The sequence below is a fragment of the Acidobacteriota bacterium genome (genome assembly GCA_035471785.1).
Taxonomy (GTDB): Bacteria; Acidobacteriota; UBA6911; order RPQK01; family DATIPO01; genus JANQFM01.
On the sequence record DATIPQ010000060.1, the window covers coordinates 52355 to 68425 of the forward strand.

General features: G+C 62.8%; 12 protein-coding genes. 10 read left to right on the forward strand and 2 right to left on the reverse strand.

The genetic code is table 11. The features are described 5' to 3' along the window. Positions 1-3 precede the first annotated feature (3 nt). Positions 4-4056, reverse strand: a complete 4053-nt coding sequence (locus VLU25_08655) for a carboxypeptidase regulatory-like domain-containing protein (GenBank protein ID HSR67998.1) — start codon at positions 4054-4056, stop codon at positions 4-6. A gap of 156 nt (positions 4057-4212) precedes the next feature. On the opposite strand from VLU25_08655, the gene VLU25_08660 reads away from it, so the two are divergent. The 3 genes from VLU25_08660 to VLU25_08670 are packed head-to-tail and all read left to right on the forward strand — an operon-like array spanning position 4213 to position 5475. After that, a complete protein-coding gene (locus VLU25_08660) occupies positions 4213-4416 on the forward strand; it encodes a hypothetical protein (GenBank protein HSR67999.1) in 204 nt (67 codons plus the stop codon). Between the two features lie 48 nt (positions 4417-4464). Beyond that, complete coding sequence (locus VLU25_08665; GenBank protein ID HSR68000.1) at positions 4465-4725, forward strand: peroxidase; 261 nt, start codon at positions 4465-4467, stop codon at positions 4723-4725. Beyond that, positions 4726-5475 carry a Stp1/IreP family PP2C-type Ser/Thr phosphatase gene (locus VLU25_08670; protein ID HSR68001.1) on the forward strand — a complete coding sequence of 250 codons (750 nt, stop codon included), beginning with the start codon at positions 4726-4728 and terminating at the stop codon, positions 5473-5475. It abuts the gene before it with no gap. Between the two features lie 9 nt (positions 5476-5484). Here the strand turns inward: VLU25_08670 and VLU25_08675 are convergent, their stop codons facing one another. Then, a complete protein-coding gene (locus VLU25_08675) occupies positions 5485-6348 on the reverse strand; it encodes a VWA domain-containing protein (GenBank protein ID HSR68002.1) in 864 nt (287 codons plus the stop codon). A gap of 270 nt (positions 6349-6618) precedes the next feature. Between VLU25_08675 and VLU25_08680 the strand changes: the two genes are divergently transcribed. The 7 genes from VLU25_08680 to VLU25_08710 form a co-directional block, all read left to right on the forward strand. Then, the gene (locus VLU25_08680) at positions 6619-7650 is read left to right on the forward strand and encodes a class I fructose-bisphosphate aldolase (protein ID HSR68003.1); all 1032 of its coding nucleotides are present in this window, start codon (positions 6619-6621) and stop codon (positions 7648-7650) included. Next, on the forward strand, positions 7650-8720 hold the full coding sequence (locus tag VLU25_08685; GenBank protein ID HSR68004.1) for a D-glycerate dehydrogenase: 1071 nt from the start codon (positions 7650-7652) through the stop codon (positions 8718-8720). The genes VLU25_08680 and VLU25_08685 overlap by 1 nt, the downstream gene beginning before the upstream one ends. A gap of 54 nt (positions 8721-8774) precedes the next feature. After that, positions 8775-10313: a D-alanyl-D-alanine carboxypeptidase/D-alanyl-D-alanine-endopeptidase gene (gene dacB / locus VLU25_08690; GenBank protein HSR68005.1), complete on the forward strand. Its 1539-nt coding sequence runs from the start codon at positions 8775-8777 to the stop codon at positions 10311-10313. 119 nt (positions 10314-10432) lie between these two features. Then, the gene (locus VLU25_08695) at positions 10433-12940 is read left to right on the forward strand and encodes an ABC transporter permease (GenBank protein ID HSR68006.1); all 2508 of its coding nucleotides are present in this window, start codon (positions 10433-10435) and stop codon (positions 12938-12940) included. Positions 12941-13579: 639 nt separating this feature from the next. Continuing rightward, positions 13580-13858, forward strand: coding sequence for a type II toxin-antitoxin system VapC family toxin (locus VLU25_08700; GenBank protein ID HSR68007.1), 279 nt, complete (start codon positions 13580-13582; stop codon positions 13856-13858). A 252-nt stretch (positions 13859-14110) separates the two neighbouring features. After that, positions 14111-14989, forward strand: a complete 879-nt coding sequence (locus tag VLU25_08705) for an SNF2-related protein (GenBank protein HSR68008.1) — start codon at positions 14111-14113, stop codon at positions 14987-14989. 11 nt (positions 14990-15000) lie between these two features. After that, the coding region (locus tag VLU25_08710) for a DUF1998 domain-containing protein (protein HSR68009.1) at positions 15001-16071 on the forward strand (1071 nt) is incomplete at its 3' end.

Sequence of the window (16071 nt, forward strand, 5' to 3'; positions counted from 1 at the left end):
GCCCTAGGGAAAGCGCACATGGCGCTCTTCTCCCTCGATGAGCTGAACTTGCTGCTCCGATGTAGTGCCGTTCTCAAAGACCACTTGAAGGCGCCATAGTCCTGGTTTGAGAGCTGGAAGGAATGCTTTCCCGTTGTAAATCGGCCACCAGCCTTCAAAGGGCCCGCCCGTGGGCGCGGACGCCATGGGAGCGAAGTCGCGGACCATAAACGGTTTTCCTTGAGAATCCCAGAGCCTGAGGTAGAGAGGCTTGCTGCCACCTTGCGTGGAGGCTTCCACCTCGACCCGAGCCGCAGGTTCGAAGCTGACTTCGCGGGTCTGTCCCGCCCTGATCGTCAAGTCGACGCTGCGCATGTCGTTGGTCATGAGACGGATGTGAGTGTCCTCGGGTCCCATCTGCTTGAGCGTGAGGACGTCGCCCGACCATTCGGCCTTGCTGTCGCCTGCCATTGACCCCGCCTCCATCCGCAGCACATGGGGAGGGCGGTCCCCGGGCAGTTTGCCGGTGAGGATGACATGGGCGGTTCCGGCTTCAGGCAAGACGATCTCCAGTCCTTCGATGACCTTGCCCTCCTCCTCTGGCAATTGCACGGAAGTCAGGGCGTAGTCGGGATGGTCGATCCTCAGCCCCCCGTCGGCGGCCATGACGCCTTTGAGTGCGAAGGTTCCCTCAGAGTCGGTGAGGGCAGGCGGCTGGTCGCTGCTTGCGCTCCCAGAGGTGAACTTCTGACCTATTCGGACGGACGCTCCCTCAACGGGTTCTCCGGCCTCGTTGAGGATCTGGCCCGAGACATCGATCAGAGACAGGTCGAAGACCCTGTTCAGGTCGCGGGGCATTTCAAGTTGTTGGATGGTGGTCCCGAAGGAGCCCATGAGCAGGAGCTGATAGCTTCCCTCGCTCAATCCCTCCAGGTAGATGCGGCCCCGCGGGCGGGTTTGACCATTGGCGAACGATGCCGTACCTCCCCACAGCCGGTAAGCGGCGCTGAGCGGTTGGCCGTTTCCCAAAACCTGCAGGTCGGCGGTCAGGCCGAGAGGAAAACGCAAGTCGATGCGAACCTTGTCCTGTCCTTCCCTGACCGTGATGGACTCCTCCAGGCGAAGAGCGCTGTCGGAGACTGTAGCGTGCACTTGAAATCGCCCGACCGGCAAGGGAGGGCTCATGATTTCGCCGGACGCGGTGGCGGAGGCCCGGATCGACGTTCGGAAAGCCTTTGACATCACAAAGATGTCGAGGCGCCGCAACTGCTCCTCGTCGAGTCCTTCCACCCTGCCTTCTACCGGCACGCCGGGTTGCAGACGCAAAGTCAACTCGGGCAAAGGCCGGTGTCCCGCCATGATCTCGCCGCTGGCCCACAGGTCGTCAAGTCGCGCCGCCACCGCGAGGAGGCCCGGATTCTGCACCAGATGGTAGGTCACGCCCCGGTCGGTGAGCGAATTGCTGGTGTCTTGGCCCTGGCGGATGGTGATCGAGGCTCCGACCGCTTCTTTGCCTTCCGGATCGAGGACTCGGATCACTACCATCTGGGTCGGGTCCAGAGTCACCTCGATCTGGCGGTGTCCCTCTTGCAGGTCGATGGTGAGCTTTTGCCCTCCGACACCGTCGGCCGTGGCGCTCAGATCGTATTCTCCCGGCTCGTCAAAGCCGGTCTGGAAGCGGCCCTTCTCGGTTTGCAGAGAAGCATAAGGCGTCGAAATCGGGCGGCGGCGGAGGCTGTTGAGGTCAGGACCGATATAGACTTTGGCGCCATCGACCGGGCGTCCGGAAGCGTCCAGCACGAGTCCGCTGACGCGTACCGGCTTCTCGCGCACGACCAGGCGGATTTCCTCCTCCTCGCCTTCTTCCAGAGTAAAGATCTCGCTGCGGTGCGGACCGTCGCCCTCGGGAGTCGCCTCCAAACGGTAATCGCCGGCCCGTTGGTTGGTGGCCTTGAAACGCCCCTCCTGGTCAGTGTCCGGCAAGTGGAAGGTGGCGTTGAAATCCTCCTGCTGCTCGGATTGGCGGTACTTGAGCCTCAAGTTGACCCCCGCCAGAGGTCGTCCGGCGGCATCCACAACCTGACCGCTGATCACGCCGGTGCGAAGCAGGACGATCTCCAGGGGCTGGGAGGTGTCTTCAGGCACGTCGACGCCTTTCGACTCGTAGTCGCGGCTGCTGACCCTGATCTCCATTCTTTGGTCCGGCGGGACGTAGATTTGGAAACGGCCGTCCTGGTCGCTGTGTTCCAGGACGTCGGCCGATGAGCCGTGCCACTCGATACCCGAAATCGACCACTTCGGACGCAAGCTGATGGACGCCTCCGGGATGGCCTCATCCTGGCTGTTGATGATCCGGCCCGTGACTTTGCGGGCGTACCCCAGTTGCAGGTCGCCGGCGTCGACGTGTTGCCCCGGCTCGCGCACCGAAAGGTTTGGCGACAGGGCGGGTGAGAACTCGGGCTGGGAGGAAAAAGCGGATACCACAACCTGCTCGCTGGGGACGCCTTCCAGCAGGAACGAGCCATCGGCCTCGCTGCGGGTTTGAACGTCGGCTATGGGGGCGCCCGCGCCCATGTATCCGGTGGGCCGGCCTCCGGAAGAAAAAGCGTGTACGCTGACGACGGCATTCGACACGGGTCTGCCTTCAGGATCGATGACCCGTCCGCTGACCAACCCGCCTTCCACCAACTGCAGATGAACCGGTTGACCATCGGTTCGCTCGGTGTCCGGCGCCATCCGGGGGTAGTCCGCCCGTACTTGAAGATAAGGGTCGTCGAAGTTCACCTCGATCAGAAAGGAACCATCCTGCAGGGAGTAGTTCTGCGCCCCCCGAAAGGTCTGGTGCCATATCATTGAAGTGGCATAACGTGCCGGCCGGGCCCGCACCCTGGCTCCGTCGACAGGGTTGCCCCGATGGTCGCTGACCCAACCCTGAGCCAGGCTGGCCGGTCTCAACGCCCGTTGCAGGACGGGCTGATCGACGAGTCTCTTCCTGTCATAGCTGATGCTCATCTGATAACCGAGGAGATCGGCGCCGACCCCCCGTGAGATGGGCCAAGCGCGGAATCGGCAGCTTCCGGCGCGGTTGCTGAAGCAGACTTCGTTCTGCTCGGGCAGCCAAATGGCGGCGTTGGCCAAGGGAGCCGAGCTCGCCTCGTCCACCACGGTCACATTGATGGTCCGCGGTCGTTCCAGCCTAATGACTTCGGGTGGATCCCTCCAGTCGACATAGCCGTAATAGCCCGCTCCGTCGGGTCCCAGGAATCGCAGGAAGCTGCGGTCGGCGTTTGGGCTGAAGTAGAGGGTGACCGATCCGTTCTCATCGGTGATGCCTCTGGGCAGTCCGCGACGATAAACGAGCACGTCGCGAAGCGGATGTCCCAACTCGTCAACGACCTGAAGAGGCAAAGGCTGCCCTTCCACCAGCACCAGTACCGGCTGGCTTCCCGGAGTGAGGATGGTGGGCATGACGAAGTCGACGCCTGCCGGTGCCGCTGAAAAGGTGTTGGGGGTGCCGGGCAGCACCGGATAGGTGATGATGCCTTGGCCGTCGCTGAGCACCCGCAGGTGGAAGGGTCGCCAGGGAGCGGAGCGCCATTGACTGGGATATTGGCGTCCCCGCGGCCCCAGCACTTCGATGACTACGCCGACTGCCGGTTGCTTGGCTGAAACCACCTGCGAGGACTGGTAGCGGCAGCCCAGCAACACCGCGTCGGGAATCGAGTATCCCGGAGTAAACACCCTGGCCGGCAACTCCATCGGGTAGAACCCTGAGAGGCTCACACTCAGGCTCCACATGGCGTTCTGGGGTACATGGAAGCGGTAAAGGCCGTTCTCGTCGCTGAAGACCGCGGCCTCGGCGGGAGGATCTGGTTCTCCGCCCAGACGTGCCATCCAGTCCCGGTAGAGGTCGCGGTGGGCGTGCAAGGCTACGCGGGCTCCGGCCACGGGCTGCCCCACGCGGTCTACGACGCGTCCTTGAACCCAGGTGTTCTGGGCTTGCAGCGAAGCTGCGGCGGAGATCAAAAAAAGTGAGGCCGCCAAGCCGGCCTTGAGGAGGTCTGCTGAACCGATCATGGTTTGCCTCGCGCAGGCATTCGATCCAAAGGTGCTTGTTTATCGTCTAGAGAGTATAACGTTTGGCGGGGTTCATTTCATTCAATAAGCGCCAGAAAAAATCGATCCCAGCGCTGCCGCCGCAGGTCCTTCGAGGCGATGTTACAATCGGCGGCTATGGCTTTTATCGAGTACGTCCGCTGCCGGGATTGGAAGCTCGACCCTGACAACATCCTGCGCATCCATGGCGTCAATCCCAAGGTCCTGCGCAGCCACTATCGGCTTTACAAGTCGATCATGCATGAGGACTCCCCGCTCAGCCGCCTGCAGCGCGAGATGATGGCGGTGGTGGTTTCGGCCGCCAACGACTGCCACTACTGAGTGCAGCACCACGGGGCGTGGCTCCGTGAACTGAGCGGCGACGAGGAGTTGTTCAAGACCGTCTCGGGCGATGATCCGCTCTCGGCCCAGGTGTCGTCCGCCGACAAGGCTCTGATCGCCTTCGCCCTCAAGCTGACCCGGCATCCCGCCTCCATCGCCGAGGAGGACATCGAGCAACTGCGCCGTCACGGATTCGATGAGCGGGCCATACACGACGCCGTCCAGGTGGTTTCTTACTTCGCCTACGTCAACCGGGTGGCCGACGGACTGGGAGTTGAGCTGGAAGAGCGGTTTCTGGAAGAGGGTTGAATGACCAAGTACGCGGCGCTAAGCGACACCGGACGCAAGCGGTCGAGCAACCAGGACGCCTGGTTCGCCGATGTCGAGCGCGGACTCTTTCTGCTGGCCGACGGCATGGGAGGGCACGCCGCCGGCGAAGTGGCCGCCGAATTGACCGTCCGCACCTTCAAGGAATTCGCTTCCCTGGTGATGGAAGACCGCGAGGTCACCTGGCCCTTCGGATACGATGCTCAAGCCGGCTTCGAAGGCAATCTGCTGCGCACGGCGGCCCGTCTGGCCAACTTGAAGGTGTGCAGCGCCGCCGAGGAGCGGTCCCAGCATGCGGGCATGGGGTCCACGCTGGTCTGCCTCTGGCTGCACCAGCAGGAAGCCTTTTACTGCCACGTGGGGGACAGCCGGCTCTACCTCTATCGCAAGGGCGAGCTGCGGCAGTTGACGGAAGACCACTCGCTGGTGCAGGAGCAGATGAGAGCCGGCCTGATATCGGCGTCCACCGCCCGCCGCCATGCCCTGCGTCACGTGGTCACCCGGGCCATCGGCAGCCAGGAGTCGTTCCAGCCCGACGTGGACCGTCGGCCCCTGCAGACGGACGACGTCTTCCTGCTTTGCAGCGACGGACTCAACGACCGCCTGGAAGACCCCGAGATTGCCTCCCTGCTGGATGAGGACGACCTGGAGGCTTCTTGCCGCCGGCTGGTGCACGCCGCCAACAAGGCCGGAGGCGAAGACAACGTCACCGTGGTGTTGGTGCGGGTTTAGAGAAGCCTCTTAATAGCGGCGGGGGACGTAGCCCAGGCGATGGCGGATGCTCAGTTTGGGCCAGCCGTCGGGCGCTTCCAGCCTGACCCGGATGGTGCGCCAGTTATCCTCTTCGCCGTCAGCGGTCGAGGGGTTGTAGCCCACGACATACTGGTGGCGCAATTCGGTGTGGATGAGGTCGCAGTAATAGTCGAGCTGCTTGAAGCTGTCGGGGTAGAAGGAGCGCCCCCCCGTCAGGCGCACCAGGTTGGAGATGATGCCGCGTCCGTAGCCGATTTCGCCGCGCTCGCCGATGATGTAGATCTGAGCGTCCGATTCCTTGGCCAAGTCCTGGATCTCGCTGGAGGTGTAGCGGCTGGAATTATCTTCGCCGTCGGTGATGACGATAAGAGCCTTCTTGTCGTGCTGTCCTTCTTCGAGCTTTTCCAAGCCCAGATAGATGGCGTCGAAAAGAGCGGTGCGTCCTTTGGTGCCGGTGAAAGCCACCTGTCCGCGGATGTTCTCGCCCCGTGGAGTGAAGTCTTGGGCCACCGCGGTACGGTCGTTGAAAGTGACCAGGAAGTACTCGTCGCTGGGATCTCCTTGCTCCAGAAAGCGGATGATCGAGTTGCGGGCGCTGAGGATGTTGTCGCCCATCGAGCCGCTCAGGTCGAGGATGAAGCCGACGCTGACCGGCGACTTGCTGTTGGAGAAATGGACGATGTCTTGCTCGACCTTGTCTTCGAAAACGCGAAAGAACTCCTTCTCCAGTCCGATGACGTTGCGGTTCAGGGCGTCTGTGACGGTGGCCCGCACCAAGACCATGTCGTTGCGGACGCTGATGACGGGGGGTCGGCGAATGTCTTCGTCGCCTCCGCCGGGCTGGAAGGCCATGCCGTTAATTGTTGCAATAACGACAGTTACAATGAGTACCACAAGGTGGGTGAAATCACGCATTGTAATTTAGAAGTATAGCGCAGATGAGGGGGAATTGGAAGCGATCTTTTTGTACAAGACCCGAAGGAGCGGGACCCGCTTGGGAGCCGGACCCGGCTCCCGCCCTTTCTTGACGCTCATGAGGGCGTGTGATACTACGGAAATCGGAAGCAAACAGAGACGATTTTTGGCTCATTTCACATAACGCATCGAGGGAGAAAAGAGATTATGTCCTGGAACAGTCTTGAAGAAGTCGCTCAAGCCATGGTGGCGCCCGGAAAGGGAATCCTGGCAGCCGACGAGAGCACCGGCACCATCAAGAAGCGCTTTGATTCCATCAATACCGAGTCGACCGAAGAGAACCGGCGGTCTTACCGCGAAATGCTCATCACCACCCCCGAGATGGAGGACTACATCTCGGGCGTGATCATGTTTGATGAAACGGTCCGCCAGTCGACCAAGGAGGGCAAGCGGTTCGTCGACGAGCTGACCGGGAAGGGCGTCATTCCCGGCATCAAGGTCGACAAGGGAGCCAAGGATTTGCCCTTCGCGCCCGGCGAGAAGGTCACCGAAGGGCTGGACGGACTGCGCGCGCGGGTGAAGGAATATCGCGAGATGGGACTGCGTTTCGCCAAGTGGCGGGCCGTCATTACCATCGGCGACGGCATTCCCAGCGACTACTGCATTCGCGCCAACGCCCACGCTCTGGCCCGCTACGCGGCTCTTTGCGTGGAAGGCGGACTGGTCCCCATCGTCGAGCCCGAGGTTCTCATGGACGGCTCCCATACCATCGAACGCTGCTCCGAAGTCACCCATCGGACGCTCTACGCCACCTTCCAGGAGCTGGCCCTCCACCGGGTGCCTTTCGAGCAGATCCTGCTCAAGCCCAACATGGTGCTCAGCGGCAGCGACTGCAGCGTCCAGGCTGGGGTGGATGCCGTGGCCAAAGCCACCGTGGAGTGCTTTCTGCGCACCGTCCCGGCGGCCCTGCCAGGCGTCGTATTCCTCTCCGGCGGACAGAGCGACGAACTGGCCACCCAGCACCTCAATGCCATGAACCGCATCTACAAGGGAAGGTTGCCCTGGAAACTGAGCTTCTCTTACGGCCGCGCCCTGCAGGCTCCGGCGCTGCAAGCCTGGAACGGCAAGGCTTCTAACCTGGAAGCCGGCAAGAGGGCGTTCCAACACCGCGCCAGGCTCAACGGCGCCGCCACCCTGGGCCAGTACAGCGAGGACATGGAGGAGACCGCGGCGGCCTGATGCCACGTGTATTCGTCACCTGCGACATCGGGCAGGAATCCCTGCAGAAGCTGCGCCGCAACGGCTGTCAGGTCGAGGTGCACGAGGGCGACGGCCCGCCTTCCGTCTCCGAGCTGGAGCGGGCGGCGGGCTCGGGAGCGGAAGCCCTTATCAGCACCGTGGTCGACCCGGTCGCCGAGAGCGTGCTGGAGGCGGGCAAGGGCACGCTCAAAGTCGTGGCCCAATACGGCGTGGGCTACGACAACATCGACGTAGAAGCCGCCTCGCGCCTGGGCATCCCCGTCACCAACACTCCCGACGTCCTCACCGACGCCACCGCCGAGTTCGCCTTCTTCATGCTGGGCGACCTGGCCCGAAAGCTCTACAACAGCGAACGTTTGGTGCGCGAAAACCGCTGGACCCGCTGGCACTCCACCCAGCCCTTCCTGGGCGTGGAGGTGACGGGCAAGACGGTGGGCATCATCGGGCTGGGACGCATCGGCAAGGCCTTCGCCCGCAAGTGGCTGGGGTGGGGCGTCGACATCCTGGCCCACACCCGCACTCCCGACGAGGATTTCGGACAGGCCATGAGCGAGGCCATGCAAAACCTCTTCCAAAGCGGACTCAGCCCCCGCCGAGGCAGCTTTCAGCACGCCGCTGAAGAAGTCGTCCTGAGTCAGAGCGATTTCCTCAGCCTGCACGTGCCGCTGACACCCGAAACCCGCGGCCTTATCGACTCGGCCGCCTTGCGCTCGATGCAGTCCTCGGCCCTGCTGGTCAACACCACACGCGGACCGGTCATCGACGAAGAGGACCTGGTGGAAGCGCTCAAGGAGGGGCAGATCGCAGGCGCGGCTTTGGACGTCTACCACCAGGAACCGCTGCCTCAGGATTCGCCCTTGCGCGATCCGCTGCTGGAAGACCGCTTGCGCCTTTATCACCACTTCGGCAGCGGCACGAGGGAGACGCGCCTCTCCCCCGACCCCGAGGTGGGCATGGCGGGACGCGCCGTCTACTGCGCCCTGCGCATCCTGGCGGGCGACGACCCCGCTTCCATCCCCTACCTGGTCAACCGGGCCGCCTTCGAGTGAATGCTGCGGACGGCTTTCTGGCAAAGTGCGCCGACTTTGAGTAGAGTCTTGCAGGTGCAATTATCGAATCTTTCTCATCGCCGGCTGTCTTTCCTTTTCCTTTCTTTCTGGCTGATCGTCTCGTTGGGCTTCATGATGCCGCCTGCTTTGAAGGGGCAGCAGGGGCGGGCCGCCGAGGTGTCGGGGCAGCTTGACTCCATCTTTTCCGACGTGGCCTTCGCGCGCGGATGGTGGGCCGTCAAGGTCAAGTCGATGACCACGGGAGAGGTGCTCTACGAGCGCAATCCCTACCGCTACGTCATGCCCGCCTCCAACATGAAGCTGCCCACCGCCCTGGCCGCCATGCAGCGCCTGGGACTCGATTTCAGCTACACCACCGTGCTGGCCCGCCAAGGCCAAATCGAGGACGGGACGCTGCAAGGCGATCTGGTGGTGGTGGGCGGGGGAGATCCCACTCTGGGCGCACGGCTGACCAGTCCCGAGGTGGAGGAGCTCACGCAAGGCGACCCGCTGAGCGTCTTTCGTCAGTGGGCCGTCCAGCTCAAGGAGCAGGGCATCTACAGGGTTTCGGGGGATTTGGTTGGCGATGTGGGAATCTTCGACTCCGTGCCCCTGGGAGAGGGCTGGTCGTGGGATGACGTCGCCTACGGTTATTCGGCGGCCATTTCGGGACTGCAGTTCAACGAGAACGTGGTCATGCTGCGCATCGAGCCGGCCCTCGAGCCCGGACAGCCCGTGCGCATCCGCATGCTGCCCCAGACCGGCTACATCAAGGTGGTCAACCAGGTGACCACCGTCCCCGTGGACGGCGACTTCAGGCTCTCGCTTCGCCACAGTCCGGAGAGCCGGCAGGTGGTAGTCAGCGGCGAGCTTCCTGTCGATTCCTCGGGGTTCTGGCGCAGCGTGGCCGTCTTCGATCCCGCCGAGTACTTCCTCGCCGTCCTGCGGGAGACGCTGAGCGGCGAAGGCATCGAGGTGGAAGGAGAAATCCGCCTGCACGAGAAGGAAGAGCCGCTGCAGGGACTGACCCGGATCGCAAGCCACGATTCTCCCAAACTGGACTGGATACTCAACGTCTTCCTCAAGATCAGCCAGAACCTCTATGGCGAGACCTTGGTCAAGACGCTGGACCGTTCGCCCCGCCTCAAGCGCTATGAGGACGGACGCGAGGAAGTGGAGTCGACCTTGACTTCTGCGGGAATCCCGCCCGATTCCTACATCTTGCGCGACGGCTCTGGACTTTCGCGCTACAACTTTCTCAGCGCCGACATGCTCATCCGCCTGTTGGAGGCCGTCCATCGCCACCCTCAGCGCGAGGCCTTCGTATCCTTCTTGCCGGTGTCGGGGGAGAGCGGCACCATTTCGCGCCGCATGAAGGGGACGGCGGCGGAGGGACGGGTGCAGGCCAAGACGGGGACGCTGGCCAACGTCCGCGCGCTTTCGGGCTTCATCACCACCCAGGGCGGGGAAGTGCTGGCCTTCTCCATGATCGCCAACAATTTCGCCCAGCCAATGCGTTCCGCCGAGTATCTGCAGGATGCCGCTCTGGCCTATCTGGCGACTCTTGACGGACCGTCCGGAGCGCCCCGTTAAAAAACAAATCCAACTCTTTTGGCCTCGTTCACGTCCAAAAGGTGCCCCCAAACTGCAAATGGGCGCCCGCCGGCGCGCGGACGGGCGCAAACGCTGGGCTTCGAGAACGGAGAAATGCCATGCTTCGAGATTTGCGCCACGCCTTGAGACTTCTTCTTCAAAACAAGGGCTGGACGGCCGTGCTGCTGCTGTCGCTGGCACTGGGAATCGGCGTCAACACGGCCCTTTTCAGCGCCGTCAACGGGCTGCTGCTGCGCACTCTGGCGGTTCCTCAGCCTCAAGAGTTGGTGCGTTTGCTCTCGGCGGGCGACAACGACATGGTTCAGAGCACCAGCATCTACGGCTACGTCGAGGAGAACGCCGCCGGCGAGTCCGTCCGTCCCAGTTTTTCATACCAGGCTTACCTCGACATGAAGGAGGCCAACGAGACGCTGACCGGACTCACGGCCAGCGCACCCATCGGCAGGGTGAACGTCATCGTCGACGGAAACGCCGAACTGGCTTCGGCTTTCCTGGTTACGGGCAACTTTTTTCAAACGCTGGGGGTGCCGGCCTTCGCCGGACGCACACTCAATCCCGAGGACGACCAAGAGGGCGCGTCTCCTGTCGCCTTGATCAGCCACGGCTACTGGGAACGCCGCTTCGGCAGCGACCGCGCCGCGCTGGGCAAGTCGGTGACGGTCAACGGAGTACCCGTCACCATCGTAGGCGTTACGCCGCCGGGCTACACCGGCATCCAGCGCCTCGGCTCCCAGGTCTCCGATCTCCACTTGCCCCTCTTTCTCGATACTCAGCTTAACAATCGCCCCCGCCTCGACCGGCCCACTTATTGGTGGCTGCAGTTGGTGGGGCGCATGAAGCCCGGCGTCACGCCCCAGCAGGTGGAAGGCAATCTTGAGGGCGTCTTCCAGGCCTCGGCCAAGGCCGGGTGGGACTCGCATTACGCCGCTCTCAGCGAGGAGCAGAAGGGTCTCGAGCGCAACCGGGACCGCGCGGCTGTTCCCAGTCTCGAAGTGGCCTCAGCCGCCCGCGGCGTCTACGATCCCAACCCCAGTTCGGTGGGATCGATAACCACCCTCTCGGTGGTGGTGATCCTGGTGCTGCTGATCGTTTGCGCCAACGTGGCCAACCTGCTGCTTTCCCGCGTCACGGCCCGCCACAAGGAAATCTCCGTCCGCCTCTCGATGGGGGCCGGACGCGGACGCCTCATCCGCCAGTTGCTGACCGAAAGCGTCCTGCTGGGGGCCCTGGGAGGAATCCTGGCGCTCGTCGTGGCTTACTGGACCCGCGACCTGCTGCCCTTCGGTTCGCCTCCGCCTCTGGACTGGCGGGTCTTCGCTTTCGCCGCCGGCATCAGCATCCTCACCGGACTGATTTTCGGCATTATCCCCGCCCTCAGGGCTACCCGCGTCGACCTGGCGGTGGCGCTCAACGAGTCCGGGCGCAGCCAGATGCGCTCCCGTTCCTGGCTGGCCAAGTCGCTGCTCATCCTGCAAGTGGCCGTCTCGCTGGTCTTGCTGGTGGGGGCGGGATTGTTCCTGCGCACCCTTTACAACCTGCAAACCGCGCCGGTCGGATTCGACAAGGAAAATCTGCTGCTGGTCTCCGTCAATCCCCGCGTCAACCGCTACGACGACGAGCGCAGCCAACAGATCGTCGACCAGCTCAAGGACGAGTTCGGAAGCATCGCCGGGGTGAGTTCGGTCAGCGTCTCCCAGACCGCCCTGCTCTCGGGCAGCACCTGGAGTTCCTCCGTTCATCCCGAAGGCAACGAGAGGGAAGATCTCAACGCCCATATGATGACCGTCTCGCCCGAGTTTCTCGACACCATGAAGATTCCTTTGCTGGCGGGCCGCAATTTCACTCCCCAGGACACCGAGGGCGCGCCTGAGGTTGCGCTGATTAACGAGGCGGCGGTCCGTGAGTTTTATCCTGACGGCGGCAGTCCGCTGGGGCGCCGCTTCGGACACTCGCCGGAAGAGCGGAGTTCCATCGAGGTGGTGGGCGTGGTGCAGGACGCCAAGTATTCCAGCGTCCGCGACGAGGCCCCGCCCACCGTCTACCGCAGCTATCTTCAGCGTTCTCTTTTTACGGCCACCTTCGAACTGCGCACGGCCATCGCTCCCCGCTCCATCATTCCCTCGGTGCGCCAGGCCGCCCGCCGCGTCGATCCCACCCTGCCCTTGAGCGACGTCTCCACCCAGGCTGAAGAGGTGGAAGAACGCTTCTCCCAGGAGCGCACCTTCGCCCTGGCCTACTCGCTCTTCGGCGGACTGGCTTTGCTGCTGGCCTGCATCGGTCTCTTCGGACTGATGTCGTACAGCGTCACCCAGCGCACCAACGAGATGGGAATCCGCCTGGCCCTGGGAGCCCAACGCACGGACGTCATCCGCATGATTCTGCGCGAGTCCTTGATCATGGTGGGAATCGGCCTGACCCTCGGCCTGGGTACCGCCCTGGCCGCCGGACGCCTGATCGACAGCCTCCTCTACAACCTGGCCCCCAACGACCCCGTCACCATCGCCCTGGCGGCGGTCCTCATGGTCCTGGTCGCCACCCTGGCCGGCTACCTCCCCGCCCGCCGCGCCTCCAGAGTCAACCCCATCACGGCCCTGCATTTCGAGTAGGGAGGCCCTTGGGAAGTTAGAATGCGGTTGCGCTCCAGCAGCCTGAGTGCAACCGAAAAGCGGGTTGACTCAGGCCAGGGATGGTCGGAGGCGCATCCTTGCGGCGATCCTGAGGCAGGCCACCGGTCGCCTGCTCGCAGCGGGGCGCTGCCAACCTCACCATCGCTGTGTGAACCAAGGCTAAGTCAAGTCCCTCAGTGGTCAGGCAGGCTTGCTCTTCTGCCTGGTTGTGCGATATCATTCGACTTGTTCACTGGTGCTGTCGGTTATGGATTCTGAGCCAGGACTTTCACTTTCTTGTCCCTGAAAGGGACAGATTCGCTGGCCCAGGGTCAGCCCCGGCGAGCGCAAGCGAGACGGTGGCGCCACCCTGGGTTTAGGATATCCTAGGGCCACTAGGTGGCCAACAAGTTCACACACGGGTCAAGTTTCAGCGACCGCGGTGAAGGCTCAATTGCCCTCGGCGGTATGAGGTCGCTCGCTACGTCTAAACGCTGAAAGCGTGAAATAACGCACACAGAATGGCTCAAAACCTCTGTCCCGCATACCGCGGAAGGGCTGGGTGAGAGATCGTGTCTGAGAGCAGCCAGCCGCACGGTGGCGATTTCCTCAACCGCGGCAGCAGGAGGACCTGTTTTCTTGAAGTATCTCCTCGATACCAATGCTTGCGTCAGCCACCTCCGATCCAAATCGTCCAATGTGTCAAAGCACTTGCTAGACAGCAACGCTGGTGAAGTCGCCTTGTGTTCAGTCGTGAAAGCGGAACTCATCTTCGGCGCAAGGCGCAGTCAACGTCCTGACCACAACCTCGGGAAGCTGAGCCGTTTTTTCGGGCAGTTTCAGTCATTCCCATTCGATGACGAGGCGGCTGAAGCCTATGGCGCATCCGCGCTGAACTGGCGCAAGCGGGGACAATGATCGGTCCTAATGATCTCCTCATCGCGGCCATCGCTGCCGCCAACGGTCTCACATTGGTTACCCACAACCTGAGTGAATTCGGTCGAGTAGAAGGACTCATGCTGCAGGACTGGGAGAATTCCCAAGGTTAGTCAAGCCAAGGATCTGCTCGTGCAGATGGTCTTGGTTATTGGGATCGTCCAGCTTGATCTGAAGTCCCGTTGGTCGCTACCATTGAGCCCGTGCACCCGAGAATCTTGAGAAAGGAATCGCTTGCCTAGCCAGACCCCTCAAACGGACGTCCCGGAGCAAGGGCAGCTTGTGGAAGTGCGTCGCAGGCCCTGGTTGGTGAAGGACGTTCACCCTGGCGCCCTGAGTTCACAACGCGACCTTCACCACCGCGTTACCCTTGAAGCTGTCGACCAGCAGACGGCGGGCCAGGAGCTCCAGGTAGTTTGGGAACGCGAGGTGCGCAAGTGTGTACTCGACGCCGCGCAACTCCCCCAACCAACTCAGGACTGGGACCCGCTCAGGCGTATGGAGGCCTTCCTCCTGGCCACCCGCTGGTCGCTGGCATCACTCTTGGAGAGCCTTCCCATCCAGTCTCCTTTCAAAGGCGCCATCGACCCCGAGGACTTCCAACTCGAGGCCGTCATCCGCGCGCTGGGCATGCCTCGCGTCAACCTGCTGATCGCCGATTTCGTAGGAGCGGGAAAAACCATCGAGGCCGGACTCGTCATGCAGGAGATGCTGGCCCGCCAGCGCGTCCGCCGGGTGTTGGTGGTCTGCCCTGCTTCGCTGCAGGTGCAGTGGCAGGAGGAGATGCTGCAGAAGTTCGCGCTCCAGTTCGAAATCGTGGACCGCGACTACGTCAACCGCATGCGCCGCGAGTACGGCATGCACGTCAACGCCTGGAACTCCTTTCCGCGCCTGATCACCTCGATGGATTTCCTCAAGCGCATCGAGCCGCTCAACAGCTTTCGAGGCAGCCTGCAAAGCAGGTCTGAAAAGGCTCTCCGGGACTGGGACCTGCTCATTGTCGACGAAGCCCACAACATCGCGCCCCAGGGCAGCGGCCGTTATGTCAAGGCATCGGACCGCACCCAGATGGTGCGCGAAATCCTTCCCCATTTCGAGGGTCGTTTCAACTGACCGACGTGGAAATGCTTCCCGAGCAGGACATCAGCGACACTGAGCCCTATCGGCGGCGTATCGGGTTTCTCCTTTACGGTCTGCCGCGGGGCATCCACCGGGGCGGTCGCCAAGGGCGCATCGGTGGGCTTGAAATCCGTTATCTCGTCCAGCAAAAGCTTCGCTTGGTCAATCTCGGAGAGCCTCAAGACGACCCGCGCCAACCCTTCACCCTCTTCCCGCTTTGTCCTTTTTGCGGCGAGGCGCGCAGCACCAAGGCCAGCCAGGCCGAAATCGAGAGGTTCCGAGAACTCCACCAGGAATTTCACGGCGAAGCCTGCGTCGACCGCTTCGCCCTGCACATCGATCTCACCTCGGATGCCCTACACCTGGGACCCCTGGCTTCGGAAGAGGATGCCGCCAATCTCTTCGAATCCCTGCGCATCGGCGCCCGGCTGGTGCTCGACATGAGCACCAGCGAGCTGGAGGGCTTCATCCACACCGACGAAGCGGGCGACCACCGCGTCGTCATCTACGACCCCATGCCCGGCGGATCGGGATTTCTACCTCAACTCATCGAGTACTGGTCCTTGGTAGTGGGACGCGCCATCGAAGCGCTGCGGGACTGCCCCGGCGAGTGCCGTCGGGCCTGCTACGCCTGCCTGAAGAGCTTCGTCAACCAGCAGCACCACGAACTCTTCGACCGTCACCGCGCCGTGGGCTCCCTGACCCGCCTGCAGGGGGAAGTGCGTCTCGACCATCCCATACCCGCCTCGGCAGTAGAACGGCCCGAAGAAAGTGCCGACGCCGACAGCCAAGCCGAAGAAGATTTTCTCGATATTTGCCGCCGCCGGGGTTTCCCGCGTCCGCCGGCCTCGCAGTTCAGAGTCGACTTGGACGGCGATTCCACCGTCGCCGACTACGCCTGGCCCGACAAGAAGATCCTCCTCTACATCGACGGGCTCTCCGAGCCCATCCACGGCAACCCCAGCCAGCAGCGCCTCGACCGCATGCGCCGCGCCCGCGCCGAGGCCCGCGGCTACAAAGTCGTCGACATCCCCGTCCAAGGCCTCAAAGACGACATAGCCCTAGGCGTCCTCTTC